This is a genomic window from Methylobacterium aquaticum (genome assembly GCF_001043915.1).
In the GTDB taxonomy this organism is placed as follows: Bacteria; Pseudomonadota; Alphaproteobacteria; order Rhizobiales; family Beijerinckiaceae; genus Methylobacterium; species Methylobacterium aquaticum.
The window spans coordinates 1-17520 of record NZ_LABX01000273.1 but is presented as its reverse complement, the minus strand read 5'-3'; the positions used below and the strand labels follow the sequence as shown (position 1 = coordinate 17520).

General features: G+C 70.1%; 16 protein-coding genes. 3 read left to right on the top strand and 13 right to left on the bottom strand.

Features of this window, described 5'->3' with window-relative positions; genetic code table 11:
* Window positions 1–46: 46 nt before the first annotated feature.
* Genes VP06_RS28795 through VP06_RS28785 form a run of 3 tightly spaced genes read right to left on the bottom strand, consistent with a single transcriptional unit; the run spans window position 47 to window position 930 of the window.
* Window positions 47–232 (bottom strand): hypothetical protein, encoded by a 186-nt coding sequence (locus VP06_RS28795; protein WP_048467242.1) that lies wholly within the window; start codon window positions 230–232, stop codon window positions 47–49.
* Window positions 233–260: 28 nt separating this feature from the next.
* A complete protein-coding gene (locus tag VP06_RS28790) occupies window positions 261–554 on the bottom strand; it encodes a hypothetical protein (protein ID WP_245291354.1) in 294 nt (97 codons plus the stop codon).
* A 4-nt stretch (window positions 555–558) separates the two neighbouring features.
* Complete coding sequence (locus tag VP06_RS28785; RefSeq protein WP_048467240.1) at window positions 559–930, bottom strand: hypothetical protein; 372 nt, start codon at window positions 928–930, stop codon at window positions 559–561.
* Window positions 931–1106: 176 nt separating this feature from the next.
* Between VP06_RS28785 and VP06_RS28780 the strand changes: the two genes are divergently transcribed.
* The 3 genes from VP06_RS28780 (at window position 1107) to VP06_RS28770 (ending at window position 5559) form a co-directional block, all read left to right on the top strand.
* Window positions 1107–1709 (top strand): nitroreductase family protein, encoded by a 603-nt coding sequence (locus tag VP06_RS28780; RefSeq protein ID WP_245291353.1) that lies wholly within the window; start codon window positions 1107–1109, stop codon window positions 1707–1709.
* Window positions 1706–3319, top strand: coding sequence for an AMP-binding protein (locus VP06_RS28775; protein WP_048467239.1), 1614 nt, complete (start codon window positions 1706–1708; stop codon window positions 3317–3319). The genes VP06_RS28780 and VP06_RS28775 overlap by 4 nt, the downstream gene beginning before the upstream one ends.
* Before the next feature lie 839 nt (window positions 3320–4158).
* Window positions 4159–5559 (top strand): sulfatase-like hydrolase/transferase, encoded by a 1401-nt coding sequence (locus VP06_RS28770; RefSeq protein WP_048467238.1) that lies wholly within the window; start codon window positions 4159–4161, stop codon window positions 5557–5559.
* Window positions 5560–5746: 187 nt separating this feature from the next.
* Here VP06_RS28770 and atpC read toward each other — a convergent pair whose 3' ends face one another.
* The 10 genes from atpC to VP06_RS28720 all read right to left on the bottom strand — a co-directional run bounded on the left by atpC (window position 5747) and on the right by VP06_RS28720 (window position 17463).
* Window positions 5747–6148 (bottom strand): ATP synthase F1 subunit epsilon, encoded by a 402-nt coding sequence (gene atpC, locus VP06_RS28765; protein ID WP_048467237.1) that lies wholly within the window; start codon window positions 6146–6148, stop codon window positions 5747–5749.
* 79 nt (window positions 6149–6227) lie between these two features.
* Window positions 6228–7685, bottom strand: coding sequence for a F0F1 ATP synthase subunit beta (gene atpD / locus VP06_RS28760; protein WP_048467236.1), 1458 nt, complete (start codon window positions 7683–7685; stop codon window positions 6228–6230).
* A gap of 25 nt (window positions 7686–7710) precedes the next feature.
* Window positions 7711–8595, bottom strand: a complete 885-nt coding sequence (locus VP06_RS28755; protein WP_048467235.1) for a F0F1 ATP synthase subunit gamma — start codon at window positions 8593–8595, stop codon at window positions 7711–7713.
* Window positions 8596–8625: 30 nt separating this feature from the next.
* Entirely contained in the window at window positions 8626–10155 is a 1530-nt protein-coding gene (atpA, locus tag VP06_RS28750) for a F0F1 ATP synthase subunit alpha (RefSeq protein ID WP_048467234.1), read from the bottom strand.
* Window positions 10156–10221: 66 nt separating this feature from the next.
* Entirely contained in the window at window positions 10222–10794 is a 573-nt protein-coding gene (locus VP06_RS28745) for a F0F1 ATP synthase subunit delta (RefSeq protein ID WP_048467233.1), read from the bottom strand.
* A gap of 406 nt (window positions 10795–11200) precedes the next feature.
* On the bottom strand, window positions 11201–11905 hold the full coding sequence (locus VP06_RS28740) for a DsbA family protein (RefSeq protein WP_048467232.1): 705 nt from the start codon (window positions 11903–11905) through the stop codon (window positions 11201–11203).
* A gap of 245 nt (window positions 11906–12150) precedes the next feature.
* Window positions 12151–12657, bottom strand: coding sequence for a glutathione peroxidase (locus VP06_RS28735; protein ID WP_048467231.1), 507 nt, complete (start codon window positions 12655–12657; stop codon window positions 12151–12153).
* 323 nt (window positions 12658–12980) lie between these two features.
* A complete protein-coding gene (locus VP06_RS28730) occupies window positions 12981–14201 on the bottom strand; it encodes a Zn-dependent hydrolase (protein WP_048467230.1) in 1221 nt (406 codons plus the stop codon).
* A gap of 935 nt (window positions 14202–15136) precedes the next feature.
* Window positions 15137–17137 (bottom strand): PhoX family protein, encoded by a 2001-nt coding sequence (locus VP06_RS28725; RefSeq protein ID WP_048467229.1) that lies wholly within the window; start codon window positions 17135–17137, stop codon window positions 15137–15139.
* A 74-nt stretch (window positions 17138–17211) separates the two neighbouring features.
* The gene (locus VP06_RS28720) at window positions 17212–17463 is read right to left on the bottom strand and encodes a hypothetical protein (RefSeq protein ID WP_048467228.1); all 252 of its coding nucleotides are present in this window, start codon (window positions 17461–17463) and stop codon (window positions 17212–17214) included.
* Window positions 17464–17520: the final 57 nt, after the last annotated feature.

Sequence of the window (17520 nt, the reverse complement as noted above, 5' to 3'; positions counted from 1 at the left end):
GGGCTCAAGGGGGGCAGGGTTCGGGCGCGCGGCTCGCGACCGCCGGCTAACCGGTTCCGGGATCGACCTCGTCGCCCTGGCGATCCCCGGCATTCGCCCCGGACCTGTTGTCCTGGCCGTCGCCGTCCTTGGGCACCGCCGCAACGCCTTTCAGGTCGTCGGCGGTGATCCTGTCGTCGCGGGCCGGCTTGCCGTCCCAGTCGTCCTTGAGGTCGTCCTTGCGGTCCGCCATGCCGTGCTCCCCTCCCCTCTCGCTCGCCTCACCCGTCGACCGTACCGCCGGTCTTCTCGGTCCGGGATTCGCCGTCCGCGACCTTCTCCCCCTCGCGGGGGCCTTGAGCGGCAACCTGGTCGGAATGGCCGCCGGAGCTGCCGCCGACCGAGACCGGCGGCCGGCCGGGCGTGCCGGCCGAGGACCACTCACGCTTCAGCTCGGCCTCGTCGCGCCCCCCGCCCTCCTGGCGGGTGATCGCCGCCTGTTCGGGGGTCTGGTGGCCGCCACCGACCGCCGGCTCGCCCCGGCTGCCCACCACGTCGTCGGGCTTGCGCGTCATCGCCTCACTCTCCCTCGTCCTTGCCCTCATCCTTGCCGACCACCGCGGTCGCCCGGTCGATCGCGTCCTTGGCAGCAGGATTCTCGGCGGCAGGGCTGCCGGTCGAGGGGTCGCTGATCCGGCGCAGGGTCTCCGGCGGGGTCTCGTCCTCGGTGGCCTGGCTGCCATCGGTCGCGCCGATCGCATCGAGCCGGTTGAAGTCGGACGCCACCCGGGCATCCCGCGCCTGGCCTATCGGATCATGCGCCATGTCGGCTTGCGTGCGCTGCGGCACCCCGACATCGAGGGGAGAATCCTGACCCAGATCCTGCCCGTTGCGGTCGGTATAGGGGTCGAAGTCGCGCAAAGAGGGCCGCGCCCGATCCGTCTTGTCCATGGTGTGTCCTTGCTGCGTGTCGCTTGCCGCGGCCGGCTCGCTCGTGTCGGGGACAACATCGGGCGCGGCATGATGTTTCCGCGGGCCTGATCCGCCGAAGGACCGGGATGCGGGCCCGTGACAACCGCCGCGCTTGCTGGCAGGACGGCGCGACATCCACGGAGATCCTTTTGCCCGTGACCACCTCCGCCAATTCCCGCACCGCCGACCATCCGATCGACGCGCTCTTCCTCGAGCGCTGGTCGCCCCGCGCCTTCACGGGCGAGGCGGTGTCCCAGGCCGACCTGATGACGATGATCGAGGCGGCGCGCTGGGCTCCCTCGGGCTACAACTCGCAGCCCTGGCGCTTCGTCTACGGCTTACGCGACACCCCCGCCTGGGAGCCGCTGTTCGGGCTCCTGGTGCCGTTCAACCAGGGCTGGGTGAAGAATGCCGGCGCACTGGTGTTCCTGGCCTCGAACGGGATGATGAACACCCCGGACGGGCTGAAGCCCTCCTACAGCGCCTCCTTCGATGCCGGCACGGCCTCGGGGCTGTTCCAGCTCCAGGCGATCAAGATGGGCTGGCACGCCCACGGCATGACCGGCTTCGACCACGAGCGGGCCCCCGCGGCCCTGAACCTGCCGCCCCACCACCGGGTCGAGGCGGCCTTCGCGATCGGCCGCAAGGCGGATCCCGCGACCCTGCCCGAGGAGGTCCGCGCCCGCGAGACCCCGAACGGCCGCCACCCCCTGTCCGATTTCGTGTTCGAGGGCGGGTTCCCGCCGCGCGAGGCGTGAGCCCCACCTCCTACGAGGAGTGGCGCGCCGGGTTCCGCTGGCGGATCCCGGAGCGCTACAACATCGCGGTCGACGTCTGCGACCGTTGGGCCGCGGCCGACCCGGACCGCACGGCGATCCTCGACGTGGCGGCGAACGGCCGGGTGGAATCCTGGAGCTTCGCCGCCCTGCGCGAGGCGTCGAACCGCTTCGCCAACGCCTTGCGGGCCCACGGCATCCAGGCCGGCGACCGGGTGGCGGTGCTGCTGCCGCAATCCCCCGCCGTGGTGGTGGCCCATCTCGCCATCTACAAGCTCGGCGCGGTGGCGCTGCCGCTCGCGGTGGTGTTCGGGCCGGAGGGCCTGCTGCACCGCCTCGGCAATGCCGGCGCGAAGGCCGTCGTGACCCATGCGGGCGGCGTCGCCAAGCTGGCCTCCTTGCGCGATGCGCTGCCGGATCTCGGCCTCGTCGTCTCGACCGACGGCGCCGGCGAGGGGGCGCTCGGCTATGCCGATCTCCTGGCGGCGGCCTTGCCGGACTTCGCTCCCGTCGACACGTGGGCCGACGATCCGGCCCTGATGATCTACACCTCCGGCACCACCGGGCCGCCGAAGGGGGCGCTGCACGGCCACCGGGTGCTGCTCGGCCACCTGCCGGGCTTCGCCATGATGCACGATGTCATGCCGAAGCCCGGGGACCGGATGTGGACCCCGGCGGACTGGGCCTGGGCCGGGGGCCTGCTCAACGCGCTCTTGCCGAGCCTGCATCACGGCGTCGCCGTGGTGGCGCGCAAGGCCGACAAGTTCGAGCCCGAGGAGGCGTTCCGGCTGATGGCCGACCTCTCGGTCGCCAACGCCTTCGTGCCGCCGACGGCGCTCCGGATGCTGCGCACCGTCGAGGATCCGCGCCGGCGCTTCGACCTGGGCGCCCTGCGGACCCTGGCCTCGGCCGGCGAGATGCTGGGGCCCGAAACCTTCCACTGGGCGAAGGACACCCTCGGCCTCACCATCAACGAGGCTTACGGCCAGACCGAATGCAACCTGGTGCTGGCGTCCTGCGCCGCGCTGGGTCTGGCGCGGGCGGGCTCGACCGGCTTAGCCGTGCCGGGCCACCGCGTCGCGGTGATCCGCCCGGACGGCAGCCCGTCCGCCATCGACGAGACCGGCCAGATCGCCGTCGCCCGGCCCGATCCGGTGATGTTCCTGCGCTACTGGAACGACCCGGAGGCGACCGCGCGCAAGTTTCTCGGCGACTGGATGACCACCGGCGACCAGGGCCGGATGGACGCGGACGGCTACGTCCATTTCGTCGGCCGCGACGACGACGTCATCACCTCGTCGGGCTACCGGATCGGCCCCGGCGAGATCGAGGATTGCCTCTTGCGCCATCCGGCGGTGGCGCTGGCGGCGGCGGTGGGCAAGCCCGATCCCGTCCGCACCGAGATCGTCAAAGCCTTCGTGGTGCTGCGCCCGGGGCACGTCGCCTCCGAGGCGCTCGCCGCCGAGATCCAGGGCTATGTCCGCACGCGGCTCTCCGCCCACGAATATCCGCGCGAGATCGCGTTCCGGTCGAGCCTGCCGCTCACCACGACGGGCAAGATCATCCGGCGGGTGCTGCGCGACGAGGCTTGAGGCGAACCCCCGATCGGCGCACCGTCGAGCGTCGGCGACTGGCTTTGGGCGTTGGCCGCCCGCCCGCCGAAACGATCCCGACGTGGCATCCGGACCACGTTGCGATACAAGGACGGGATGATTCGCATGCCGGGCAGACGATCCACGAGGCTGATGCTTCGGCTCCGATCCCCTCGAATAGAGCGCATGGGCGCTCGGGATCGGAGCCTGCATCAGGATCTTCTTTGGATAAATACCATCGTGGGGTGCGTCGGCACCACCGCGCACGGCTGATGAAGGCCCGCAAGGACTATCACGGCGGGGCGACGGGCCGGCGGATGTCACCCGGGGCCGTTGTCTCCTTCTGGTCTCGAACACCGACCCCGTGCTCGTGCTGGATGTGCGGCAATCCACGCCGGTGGCTCGGCGAGATCACCGCACAGGAGCGCCGGGCCTTCCAGGCAGACGACGATCGGCTGGAGTAGCCCGGAGGGCGGCGCGCCGGTCTCGTCAACCGGATGATCGTTCTTTGATATCGGCGTGTCGCGCCACATTCAGCGCGACCCGCACGTGCAACAAGGCGCCCGTTTCAAGTACCGACTCCGAGTATGCACGTGTGGCATCAGTCTCCGATTTGACACGTCGCGGAGCTGGCTGATCATCGTGTCATCGTCGCGTCGCAGCGATCTCGAGCGATGGGCGTGGCCATTGCCGATCATTGCTCCCAATCGCATCGCGGCCGGTGAAATGACCGTCAAGTCACCCCGTCTCGGGCGATTCGACCCCGATGGGCGCCGGGAGACCCAAGATGTCGCGGGATCTGAAGGCGGACTTAACCATCGGGCAGCTATGAAGCCGGCATGCATCAGCATCATAGCTCTGCGGTCCTGACCGTCGTTGCGCGGTTCGTCCGGCGTGTCCCGGCCTCCCTCGTGCCGGACCGTCCTTGCCTGCTCCTGCTGGTCGGCGGCCTCGTGCTGCCGAACGCCCTCGCCCTCGCCCTCGACACCGTTGCGGGCGTGCCGCCGCGCACGAGCGCCATCGCGCTCTACGCGGCGGTCGCCCTGCTGGGCGGCCTGCTGCCGGGCTATGCCCTGGCGCTGCTCGGCCTGCTGGCGCTGGCGTTCGATCTCGTCTTCGCCATCGGCCGGATGTTCTTCCTCGATCCGGATGCGCTTCTGCACCTGATCACCATCGACGTGCTGAAAAACCTCCTGTCGACGCCCGCCTACGCGGCGAGCGCCCTCGCGGTCGTCGGCCTGCTGCTCGCCTACCTGACCTTCCTGGTGCGGGCCGGCCCGGCGATGCGCCAGGGCAGCCGACCCGTCTTCGCGGCGGCGGTCGCCGCGCTGCTGATCGGCGACGGCCTGGTCAACGGCTCCTCGGCTTACGATTTCGGGGCCCTGGCGAGCACCGGACGGAGTTTCGAATCGGGCAGCAGCCTGTCCGGCTTCGACACCCTGCCCAACCAGCCGCGGCCGGCCCGCCGGGTCGTGATGGTCGTGGTCGAGAGCCTGGGGGTCCTGCGCGACGACGGCCAGCGCGCGATCCTCACGGCGCCGTTCGACGACCCGGCCCTGCGCCGGCTCTACACGGTCACGACCGGCACAAGCGCCTTCTTCGGCGCCACCGCGTCGGGTGAGGTGCGCGAGCTGTGCGGCACCTACCGCTCACACCGGGAGGTCTTCGTCACGGAGGATCCGACCTGCCTGCCCGAGCGGTTCGCCGCCCGCGCTTACCGCACGGTCTCGGTGCATGGCTACCATGCCGGCTTCTACGACCGCGTGCACTGGTACCCGCTCGCCGGCTTCCAGACCAGCCTGTTCGGCGAGACATTAGGCTCCCGCTTCGCCAGGACCTGCGGCGGCCCGTTCCCGGGGCCCTGCGACACCGACCTGGCGGAGGCGGTCGGTGCCGAGCTGGCGAAGGCCGGGCCATCCTTCGTCTATTGGCTCACCTTGAACTCGCACGTGCCGGTGCCACAGGGCAGCGCGACCCCGCGGCAGGATTGCGGGCATAAGCGCAGCCGCTTCGCCGATCCGGAGGTCTGCGCCATGGTGGAGATCTGGCAGGACCTGTTCACGGCGGTCTCGCGCCTCGCCCTCGCCTATCCGGGGACCGAGATCCTGCTGGTGGGCGACCACGCCCCGCCCCTGTGGCGCCGGGCCGCCCGCACGGCGTTCGTGCCCGGCCGGGTCATGTGGGTCCGCCTCGCACCGCACCCTGTCGTCCCGGCGGGCCTCGCCGCGGCCGGCCCCTAAGCGGACTGGCGTTGGCAGGCCACCGCGTCATCCGCTTAGATTCTCGTTTTGTCGCAGATTTTCGTCGCAAAACCGGCGACCACTTTTGCGAAATCTGCTTACGATCGGTCTCGATACGACGAGGGCGGCGGAGCCGTCGCCCCGCCGCCCTCTCAAGGCTCTCGCCCGTCGCCTCGCGGCGCGCGGATCAGAAGCTCAGCGCCACCTTGGCTTCGCGCAGCTGCGCGATCTGGCCCTCGATCTCGCGCTTGCGGTCGTAATCGTCGGTGGCGTCGTAGAGGAGTTCCGCCGCCGCGATGTCGGCGTCGATGATCGCGGGGGTCAGCTCCTCGACCGGGGTCGCGCGCTCGGCGATCACGGTCAGCGAGGTGGCGTTGATCTCGGCGAAGCCCCCGCGCACCAGCACCCGCTTGCCCTGCTGCGGGCTCTCGGTGATGACCAGCATGCCGGTCTTGAGGGTGGTGAGCACGGGCGCGTGCCCGGGCAGCACCGTCATCTCGCCCTCGGAACCCGGAAGCTGCACGGCATCGACCGCGCCCGAATACAGGATCCGCTCGGGGCCGACGAGGTCGAACTGGAAGGTGGCCATGGGGTCAGGTCGTTTCCGGTTTCGTCAGACGCGCGAAAGGGCCCGGCGTTAAGGCCGGGCCCGTCTTGGTCGCTGCCGATCAGGCTGCGGCGGCGAGGCGCTGGGCTTTCTCCTTGGCCTCCTCGATCGAGCCGACCATGTAGAAGGCGGCCTCGGGGAGGTTGTCGTACTCGCCGTCCACCAGGCCCTTGAAGCCCTTGATGGTGTCCTCGAGCGCCACGAGCTTGCCCGGCGAGCCGGTGAAGATCTCGGCGACGTGGAACGGCTGGCTCAGGAAGCGCTCGATCTTGCGGGCGCGGGCCACCGTCAGCTTGTCCTCCTCGGACAGCTCGTCCATGCCCAGGATCGCGATGATGTCCTGGAGCGCCTTGTAGCGCTGGAGCACCTGCTGGACGCGGCGGGCGACGGTGTAGTGCTCCTCGCCGAGGACCGCCGGCGACAGCATGCGCGAGGTCGAGTCGAGCGGATCCACCGCCGGGTAGATGCCCTTCTCGGCGATCGAGCGCGACAGCACGGTGGTGGCGTCGAGGTGGGCGAACGAGGTGGCGGGCGCCGGGTCGGTCAGGTCGTCGGCCGGCACGTAGATCGCCTGCACCGAGGTGATCGAGCCCTTGGTGGTGGTGGTGATGCGCTCTTGCAGCGCGCCCATGTCGGTGGCGAGCGTCGGCTGATAGCCCACCGCCGAGGGGATGCGGCCGAGCAGCGCCGACACTTCCGAGCCCGCCTGGGTGAAGCGGAAGATGTTGTCGACGAAGAAAAGCACGTCCTGGCCCTCATCGCGGAAATGCTCCGCGACGGTGAGGCCGGTCAGCGCGACGCGGGCGCGGGCGCCCGGGGGCTCGTTCATCTGGCCGTAGACCAGGGCGCACTTGGAGCCTTCCGCGGAGCCGTGCTCCTTGGGGTCCATGTTCACCTTGGACTCGATCATCTCGTGGTAGAGATCGTTGCCCTCGCGGGTGCGCTCACCGACGCCCGCGAACACCGAGTAGCCCGAGTGGGCCTTCGCGATGTTGTTGATCAGCTCCATGATGAGCACGGTCTTGCCGACGCCAGCGCCGCCGAACAGGCCGATCTTGCCGCCCTTGGCGTAGGGGGCGAGCAGGTCCACCACCTTGATGCCGGTGACGAGGATCTGCGCCTCGGTCGACTGCTCGGCATAGGACGGGGCCGGCTGGTGGATGGCGCGGAGCGACTCGGTCTTGATCTCGCCGGCCTCGTCGATCGGCTCGCCGATGACGTTCATGATGCGGCCGAGCGTGTTGGCGCCCACGGGCACGCGGATCGGCGAGCCGGTATCGGTCACCTCCTGGCCGCGGACCAGGCCCTCGGAGGTGTCCATGGCGATGCAGCGCACGGTGTTCTCGCCGAGCTGCATGGCGACTTCGAGGACCAGGCGGTTGCCCTGGTTCTTGGTCTCGAGGGCGTTCAGGATCTCGGGCAGGTGGCCCTCGAACTTCACGTCGACGACCGCGCCGATGACCTGGGTGATGTGGCCGACCTTGTTCGAGCCGGCGCCGGGGGTGGCAGTGTTCGCCATGATGCTAATCCCTGATTGCGTGCGGTCAGAGCGCCTCGGCGCCCGAGATGATCTCGATCAGCTCCTTGGTGATCATCGCCTGGCGCGTCCGGTTGTAGATCAAGGTCTGCTTCTTGATCATCTCGCCGGCGTTGCGCGTGGCGCTGTCCATGGCGCCCATGCGCGCGCCCTGCTCGGAGGCGGCGTTTTCCAGGAGCGCCCGGAGGATCTGGACGGTGAGGTTCTTCGGGAGAAGCGCCGCCAGGATCTCGCCCTCGCCCGGCTCGTAGTCGTAGACCGCGTCGGCCGAGGCGCCGGCGGCGGCTTGGGTCGGGGCGATGTCGGCCGGGATGATCTGCTGCGCCGTCGGGATCTGGGCGATCACCGAGCGGAAGCGCGAGTAGAACAGGGTCGCGACGTCGAACTCGCCCGCATCGAAGCGGCCGAGCAGGTTGCGGGCGATTGTCTCCGCATTGTCGAAGCCGAGCTGGCGCACGCCGCGCAGCTCGATCAGCTCGACGATCTGGTCGCGGAACTCGCGGCGCAGGATGTCGTAGCCCTTCTTGCCGACGCAGATGATCTTGACCGTCTTGCCCTCCGCCATGAGGCGGCGGGCATGGTCACGGGCGAGCCGCGAGATCGAGGAGTTGAACGCGCCGCACAGGCCGCGCTCCGCCGTGCAGACGAGGAGCAGGTGGGTGCGGTCCTGGCCGGTGCCGGAGAGCAGCCGGGGCGTGTCCGCCCCGGGGGTCAGGTTGGAGGCGAGGTTGCCGAGCACCTGCGCCATGCGCTCGGCGTAGGGCCGCGCGCTCTCCGCCGCCATCTGCGCCCGGCGCAACTTGGCGGCGGCGACCATCTGCATCGCCTTGGTGATCTTCTGGGTCGCCTTCACCGAGGTGATGCGATTGCGCAGGTCCTTCAGACTCGCCATCGGAGGGTCCCTTGGTGTCGAGCCGGAGGCTTACTGGAAGGACTTGGCGAAGGATTCGACCACGCCCTTCAGCTTGGCGCCGCTGTCGGCCGACAGCTCCTTGGAGGAGCGGATCGTGTCGAGCAGGTCGGCGTGCTTGGTGCGCAGGATCGAGAGCAGGCCGTCCTCGAAGGCGCGGACCCGGTTGACCGGGATCGCGTCGAGGTAGCCGTTCACGCCGGCATAGATCACCGCGACCTGCTCTTCCATCTTCAGCGGCGAGAATTGCGGCTGCTTCAGGAGTTCGGTCAGGCGGGCGCCGCGGTTGAGCAGCTTCTGGGTCGAGGCGTCGAGGTCGGAGCCGAACTGCGCGAAGGCCGCCATCTCGCGGTACTGCGCCAGCTCGCCCTTGATCTTGCCGGCGACCGACTTCATCGCCTTGGTCTGGGCGGCGGAGCCGACGCGGGAGACCGAAAGGCCGACGTTCACCGCCGGGCGCACGCCCTGGTAGAACAGGTCGGTCTCGAGGAAGATCTGGCCGTCGGTGATCGAGATCACGTTGGTCGGGATGTAGGCCGAAACGTCGTTGGCTTGGGTCTCGATGACCGGCAGCGCGGTCAGCGAGCCGTTGCCGGCAGCGTCACCCATCTTGGCGGCGCGCTCGAGCAGGCGGGAGTGCAGGTAGAACACGTCACCCGGATACGCCTCGCGGCCCGGCGGGCGGCGCAGCAGCAGCGACATCTGGCGGTAGGCCACGGCCTGCTTCGACAGGTCGTCGTACACGATTACGGCGTGCATGCCGTTATCGCGGAAATACTCGCCCATGGCGCAGCCGGCGAAGGGCGCCAGGAACTGCATCGGCGCGGCGTCCGAGGCGGTGGCGGCGATGACGATGGAATATTCCATCGCGCCGTTATCCTCGAGCACCTTCACGAACTGGGCGACGGTGGAGCGCTTCTGGCCGACCGCGACGTAGACGCAGTACAGCTTGGCCTTCTCGTCGGTTCCGGCATGGGCCGGCTTCTGGTTCAGGATGGTGTCGAGGGCCACCGCCGTCTTGCCGGTCTGACGGTCGCCGATGATCAGCTCGCGCTGGCCGCGGCCGATCGGGATCAGGGCGTCGATCGCCTTCAGGCCGGTCGCCATCGGCTCGTGCACCGACTTGCGCGGGATGATGCCCGGGGCCTTCACGTCGACGCGGCTGCGCTTCTCGGCGACGATCGGGCCCTTGCCGTCGATCGGGTTGCCGAGGGCGTCGACGACGCGGCCGAGCAGACCCTTGCCGACCGGCACGTCCACGATGGCGCCGGTGCGCTTGACGGTCTGGCCTTCCTTGATCTCGCGGTCGGAACCGAAGATCACGACGCCGACATTGTCCTGCTCGAGGTTCAGGGCCATGCCGCGCACGCCCGACTCGAACTCGACCATCTCACCGGCCTGGACGTTGTCGAGGCCGTAGACGCGGGCGATGCCGTCGCCGACCGACAGGACCTGACCGACCTCGGTGACCTCGGCCTCCTGGCCGAAGTTCTTGATCTGCTCCTTCAGGATGGCGGAGATCTCGGCGGCACGGATGTCCATCTGGACCTTCCCTCGTTCGTTCGCGTGTCGGGCGGTGTTCGGGATGTCGGCGGGTGCGCGGAGGCCTTAGCGGGCGCCCTGCATCGCCAGGCGGATGCTGTTCAGCTTGGTGCGCAACGAGGCGTCGACCATGCGGCTGCCGAGCTTCACGACGATGCCGCCGATCAGGCTCGGGTCGATGCGGAGATCGAGATCGATCTCGGCCTTCGCGACGTCCTTCAGGGACGCCTTGATGTCCTGGAGGACCGCGTCGGAGGGCTGCTCGGCGAGCCGCACCTCGGCGCGGACGATGCCCTTCGCTTCGCGCACCAGCTCGCGATAGGCGCGGATCATGTCCGGCAGGGCGAAGAGCCGGCGGTTGGCCGCCGACAGGCGGATGAAGTTGCCGGCGAGCCCGCCGATCCCGGCCTTGGCCAGCACGGCCTCGATTGCCTTGACCTGATCCTCGGCCGAGAAGGCCGGGCTGCGCACGAGGCGCCGCAGATCGGCGCTCTCGGCCATCAGGGCGTCGAACCGGTCGAGCCCCGCGGCCACCGCATCGATGGCCCGCTCGTCGCGCGCCAGATCGAACAACGCCGAGGCGTACCGCCCGGCGACGCCCGCCAGGGGAGAACCCGATTCCGAAGCGTTCTGAGCCACCAGCGCTCTCTCTTCATGTCCTGGCCCGACGGGTCCGGCCGCATCGCGCCGGTCTGGATAAGGAGCGGCGGCGGCACGCGGCCCGTCGATGATGGGAAAGGCTCCGGCGCGAGAAGAATGCCCCCTCCCCCGGCGCGGCGCCGGCCTAGCATGGGTTTTCGGGGGGCGCAAGGCGAGCGAAGGGGCGCCAATCGCGAGGCGGGCCGTAGGCTTAAACCCATCCGGCGCCTCGCGGTTGCGCGGTCTGTCGCGCGGATGGGGCGCCCTTTCGACCATGGTCGGATGCCGCGCCCGGCTCACGCGGGGTCGCGGGCCCGGCCGGGAGACCGCTCAGGGAGACGTCGGCGGGGCGCCGGGCCGCGGAGGTTTCGACAAGGTTTCCAGATCGTTGCGCTGGACCAGGCGGTCAGCTCGCGCAGGCGATCTCGTCGCATTCGGCCACGCTGGAGAGCACCCGGGCGAGGCTCTTCGGCCCCGGATAGCCGAGCAGTGCCGAGGTCCCGACGACATAGGACGGGGTGGCATGCAGGCCGAGATTGGCGGCGAGCCGCATCTGCGCTGTCAGCGCCTCGCGCACCTCGTCGGAATCCGCCGCCTGCTCGATCGCCGCCCGGTCGTGGCCGAGGCGGGAGGCCGCCTCGAGCGCCCGGGGGCCGTCGATGCGCCCGGAGGTGCCGGGCCCGAGGAGCGCGCCGTAGAGCCGGGCGGTTGCCGACGAGCCGCCGGTGCGCTGCACCGCCAGCGCCACCTTGGCGGCCTGGGCCGATTGCACCGACAGGATCGGGTTGTTGACGAGGCCGAGGCGCAGGTCCGGGTTGCCCTTGACGAGGTCGTCGAGGTCGCGCGCCGCCGCCCGGCACCACGGGCAGTTGTAGTCGAAGAACTCGTAGAGCGTGACCGACGCCTCCCGCGGCCCGAGCCAGGTCACGCCGCGCAAGGCTCCGATCTCGGAGGCGAGTTCGCCCGGCAGGCGGGTGTTGGGGATCGGCTGGCCGTTGTCGCCGGTCACCGCACGCCACTGGCCCTCCACCTGCGCCACGGCCTTGCCGGCGGCCAGGGCGGGGAGCGTCGCCAGGGAAGCGGCGAGGAGGGTGCGGCGGGAGAGCGACATGGGTGGACTTCCAGGGCGACGGGCTGTCGTCACCTCCCACGTCTAGCTCGGCCATTTTGGCCGGAAGATGGCCTTGGACCAGCGGCCGAAGATGCTGACGCATCGATTCGATCTCGGGCAGGCCCGGGATCGACGCGGCCGTTGCTCCATCTCGAATTGTCGATGCCAAGCCCAGGTGTCCGGGATTTTGGGCTTGGCGAAAATTCGCGAACGGTACCAAAGGTCGTTTCCAACGACCGTTGGTATTACACCGCTTCCGCCAGCGCCTGCACCACCGCCGCCTCGAGCGCCTCGGGCCTCACCCGCGGGGCGAAGCGCGCGATCACCCGACCGTCGCGGCCGATCAGGAACTTGGTGAAGTTCCACTTGATCGCCTGCGTGCCCAGCAATCCAGGCTTTGCCTGCTTGAGATGGGCGAAGAGCGGCTCGGCCCTCGCTCCGTTCACCTCGACCTTGGCGAGGAGCGGGAAGGTGACGTCGTAGGTGACGGTGCAGAACCGGGCGATCTCGGCGGCGTCGCCCGGCTCCTGCCCGCCGAACTGGTTGCAGGGAAAACCCAGGACCACGAGCCCGGCGTCGCGGTGGCGGCGCCACAAGGCTTCCAGCCCGGCATAATGCGGGGTGAAGCCGCAGGCCGAGGCGGTGTTGACGACGAGCAGAACCTTGCCGCGGTACTGGGCCAGTGGATGAGGCGTGCCGTCCGGAGCGGCGGGGGCGAAATCGTGAATCGGGCTCGTGGGGACTGTGCTCATGGCCGCCTTATACCATCGGCCCAAGATGCTGACGCATCGGGCCGATGAACCATCTCAAATTTTCGACACTAAACCAAAGTCTTGGCGACAACGGGAGAACGGAACCAACGGTCGTTTTCTTTCGACCGTTGGTATTATACCCGAGCCGACGGGCCCGGTGCACCTCACAAAACTCCCTGCGGGCCGAAGCCGCCCCACAGAGCGACGAGGGCGATCGGGCGTTTCGCGACAGACGCCCAGCTGACTTGCGTCGGCAGGCCGAAGCGTCGTCCGCTCAAGTCTTTGTCGCAGACCGACCACAGTTTTTACGGAATCCGCTCGGGTCAACCGGGCACCGCACTCCCTCGCGCCAGCACCCTCTCGGCCGCCGCTGCCAGCACCCGCATGCCGAGGGCGAGGTCCTCCTCCTTGGTGTCCTCGGACCAATGGTGGCTGATGCCGCCGATTGAGGGCACGAACAGCATCGCGGCGGGCATCACCGTGGCGATGGTCTGGGCGTCGTGGCCGGCGCCCGAGGGCATTGCCTGCCAGCCGCCCGGGCACAGCGCCTCGGCCGCCTCCGACAGGGCCCCCATCAGGCCGGGATCGCACAGGGCCGGCGCGTTACGGGAGATCTCGTGCAGGGTCGCGGTGCAGCGCTCGCGCCGGTTGCTCTCGCGGATCAGCGCCCGCAGGGTCGCCTCCATCCGCTCCAGCACCGGCATCGCGACGTCGCGGAACTGAAACAGGATCTCGGCCCGGCCCGGGATGATGCTCGGTGCGCCGGGATCGAGGCTGATGCGCCCGGTGGTCCAGGTGCTGCGCTCGCCGCAGACCTGCGGAAAGGCCGCATCGATGGCGGCGAGCAGGCGCACGGCGGTGAGCCCCGCATCCCGCCGCTCCGCCATGGTGGTGCCGCCGGCATGGTCCTGGGCGCCCTCGATCACGATGCGCCACTGCCAGATTGCCACGATGCCGGTGACGATGCCGAGGCGAAGGCCCGCCGCTTCGAGCTGCGTGCCCTGCTCGATATGCATCTCCAGGAAGCCGCGATAGCGCGCCGGCTCCAGCCGCATCCGGGGCAGGCCGGCAAGGCCGGCGGAAGCCAGCGCATCGCGCAAGGGGGTGCCATCGGTGCGGTTGCGGCCGGCATCGATCTCGGCCTCGGTGACCGCGCCGATGGCGGAGCGGCTGCCGAGGAAGCCGACGTCGAAATGCCCCTCCTCGTCGGCGAAGGCGCAAACATCGACCGGCAGCCCGGCCCGGGCGAGTGCGAGGCCCGCCACCACCCCGAGCGCGCCGTCGAGCCAGCCGGCCTCGTTCTGGCTCTCGATGTGGCTGCCGACGAGGAGATGCGGCCCGGTCCCCGGATGGCGCCCCAGCACGGTGCCGACGCCGTCGATGGCGGGCGCGAGGCCGCATTCCTCCAGTCGCCGCATCAGCCAGCGCCGGGATTCCATGTCCTGGGGCGAATAGGTCGGGCGGTGCACGCCGGTGCGGAAGCGGCCAATCGCCCGCAGGTCGTGGAGATCCTCGAGAAAAGCCTGCGTGTCGATCGCCCGCATGGTTCCTGCCGCCCTCCGGTGCCGCATGCCGGCCGGGACGGCCGGGCGCCGCCTCCTCCGACGCACGATCCGTACCAGGGCCCGACCGGTCAAGCCATGACAGGCACGGCATGACAGGCAGGGACCGCGGGAGGGGCGATCCCTCTGCCTGCGCCGCCGTTGAACGGGCCGGCCCGTCGCCGTTCAGGCCCGCCCGGCAAGGAGTGCCGCAGGGCGACGTCTCGCGGTCCACCCATCGAGGTTCCCCCAGGATGAGCAAGCCACTCGGCCTCGCGGCCACAGCCCTCCTGTTCGGTGCCCTGTCGGTCGCGCCGGCATCGGCGCACGGGCACCCATCATCACCCTCATGCACGGCCATCATCACCCCGGCCACCGGCATGGCGGCTGGCCTCCCCCGCACCACCATGCCGGCTGGCACCGGCCTTGGGGCGGTGGACCGCAGGTCGTCATCGACCGGCGCCCGATCATCGGCGAGGGAGCCTCGGCTCGCGACCGTGGTGAGGGGCTATGCGGGCCCTCTGCGTTCCATCCCGGCGACGGCTGCTCGACCCGGCAGCGGGCCGGCCCGACGGAGTGGGGGATGCGCAAGGTCGTGACCACCCGGACCTGCCTCGTTCCCTGAGGCCGCGGCGGCGATCACGGCAAAAAGAAGGCCCGCCGGAGCGGACCTTGGTCTCAGTTCTCGCCCGGGAACCACGCGGCAGCGGACCGGGTTTGTCCTCATGCAGGGCGGTGGCGATGCCGCTGCGCTGCTCGCGCCCTCCTCGGGCGTTTCCTCCCTAGACTTGGGCCGCCTTCTCGGAGGGCGGCCTTTTTCCGTCCAGGATCACCGGGTTAACTCAAGATACCGATGTCTGGTTGCATCGTCCGTCGACGGTCGCGCGCGGGTGCGGTCCTGCGCCCGCTCCTGATCGCGAAGCGTCGAGAGGGCGCCTTTACGTCCCCACCTTCCCCCCGCCGCGCTTGGTGATCGCCACCACCGCCGGACGCGGCGGCAGGGCGGGGTCGAAGTCGGGCCAGCGGGTCGCCGGGTTCTCGAAGGTCGCCGGCTGGGCGTTCGGGTCCTCCTCGTCGGCCTCGCCGGGATGCTGCACGGCGACGAAGAAGGTGGTGTCGTCGGGAGTGAAGTAGGGGCCACACATCTCGGCTCCCAGCGGCACCTGGAAGAAGTGCTTGGACGTGCCGCGGCGGGCCCCTTCAGTCTCCATCGCCCAGATGCCGTCGGCGCGGCCGGTCTTGGCCGGCGAGTTGCCGTCGGTGGCGACCCAGAGGCGGCCCTGACCGTCGACGGCGCAATTGTCCGGCATGCCGAACCAGCCGTCCTTGGTCGTCGCCGACGAGAAGGTGGCGCCCACCGCCGCGATCGACGGGTCGCCGCAGCGCACCAGCACTTCCCATGCGAAAGCATCGGCCGCGAAATCGCCGCCCTCGGGCGACAGCTCGACGATGTGGCCGAAGCGATTGTCCGGCCGCGGGTTCGCCGCATCGACCTGATCGGCCTTGCGGCGGGTGTTGTTGGTGAGCATCACGTAGACCTTGCCGGTCTTCGGGTTGGCCTCGACGTCCTCCGGCCGGTCCATCTTGGTGGCGCCCAGGAGGTCGGCGGCCCGGCGGGTCTCGATCAGCACGTCGGCCTGATCGCGAAAACCGTTCTCCGGCGTCAGCGGACCCTGCCCGAACACCACCGGGAGCCAGGTGCCGCGCCCATCCGCGTCGAAGCGGGCGACCGAGAGCGTGCCGTGATCGAGGAGGTCACGGTTGGCCGACCTGTCGGCCGTGTTCACCGGGTCCTTCGTGACGAAGCGGTAGACGTAGTCGAATCGCTCGTCGTCGCCCTGGAACACCACGTAGCGGCCGTTCTTGGCCAACGCCCCGGCGGCGCCCTCGTGCTTGAAGCGGCCCATGGCGGTGCGCTTCACCGGCACGCTCGCCGGGTCGAACGGGTCGATCTCGACCACCCAGCCGAAGCGGTTCGGCTCGTTCGGCTCCTTCCCCAGGTCGAAGCGCTCGTGGAAGCGGGCCCAGCCATAGAGGTTGCCCGGCATGCCGAGGCGCTTGTGGTTCTTCGCCTCCGGCGAGCCCTCGGGCAGGCGGCCCTGGAAGTAGTAGTTGATGTTTTCCTCGCAGGTCAGCCAGGTGCCCCACGGGGTCACGCCGCCGGCGCAGTTGTTCAGCATGCCGAGGACCCGGGTCCCCTCCGGGTCGGCACTGGTCCGCAGGCGGGCCGAGCCGGCGGCGGGGCCGGAGAGGCGGATCGGCGTCATCGCGGTGATGCGCCGGGCGTAAGGGGAGTTCGGCACCACGCGCCAGCGCCCGTCCTCGCGCGTCACTTCGATCACCGAGCCGCCATGGGCCGCCATCTCGATGTCGACGAGGTCGCGGTTCATGCCGGCGAAGGCCGCCTTGCCGTCCTGCCGGCCGAGGCCGGGGAACATCAGCTCCTCGTTCGTATACTCGTGGTTGACGACGAGGAGGCCGTGGCCAGCGGGATCGGGCGCGCCCGGCAGCGGGAAGAAGCCCAGGAAGTCGTTGTTGTAGCCGAATTGCTGTGCCTGCGCGGCAGCCGACTGCTTATGCGGGTCGAAGGCCGGCGCGCCGGGCAGAACGGGATCGCCCCAGCGGATCAGCACCTCGGCATCATGGCCCTCCGCGACATGGTGGCGCGCATCGGCACCGGCCGGCAGCTCGCGGAACGGGAAGGTCTCGGACGTCGGATCCGTCCCGGCCGCCGCGACGGCCCGCGGCGCGAGGGTCGCGGAGATCGCCGAGACGGCCAAACTGCCGGCCAAGCTTCCGGCCAGGCCGCCGCGCAGGATCTCGCGCCGGTCGAAGCGCCGGGCCACGACCTCGCCGAGGGTCGGGTTGGCGCTCGGATTCGAGCCGGCATCCTCGGCCGCCTCGGCCTGCTGCGAACGGTTCAGCGACGGCTGTGTCATCGGGCTCCCTCGGCGCGCTTCACGGGTCAATCCGGACGCTTACCGTAAGGACCGTGGCGCGTGGATGACAACGCTCAGCGATGCGTCCGCCGCCGGGCCGGCAGGGCCGGCACCGAACCGGTGCTCTCGGGGACGAAAAACGGCGCCGGCCGGTCCAGCGGGCGGGCCTCGGCGGGCGAGCGGGCGGAGGCGTAGGGCGTGGTGGCATAGCTGCTCATGAAGGCGCCGCCGGCCGGCTCGCGGTCGCCGCCATGGGCGAAGGCCGGACCGGACAGAGCGAGCAGGGGCGCGGCGACGAGGACGGCCGCAGTGACGACACGGATCATGACGAACCTCCTGCCGCCCTCGGATCCCGGCCTCCCAGGCGGGGCGCGGCGGGGGGG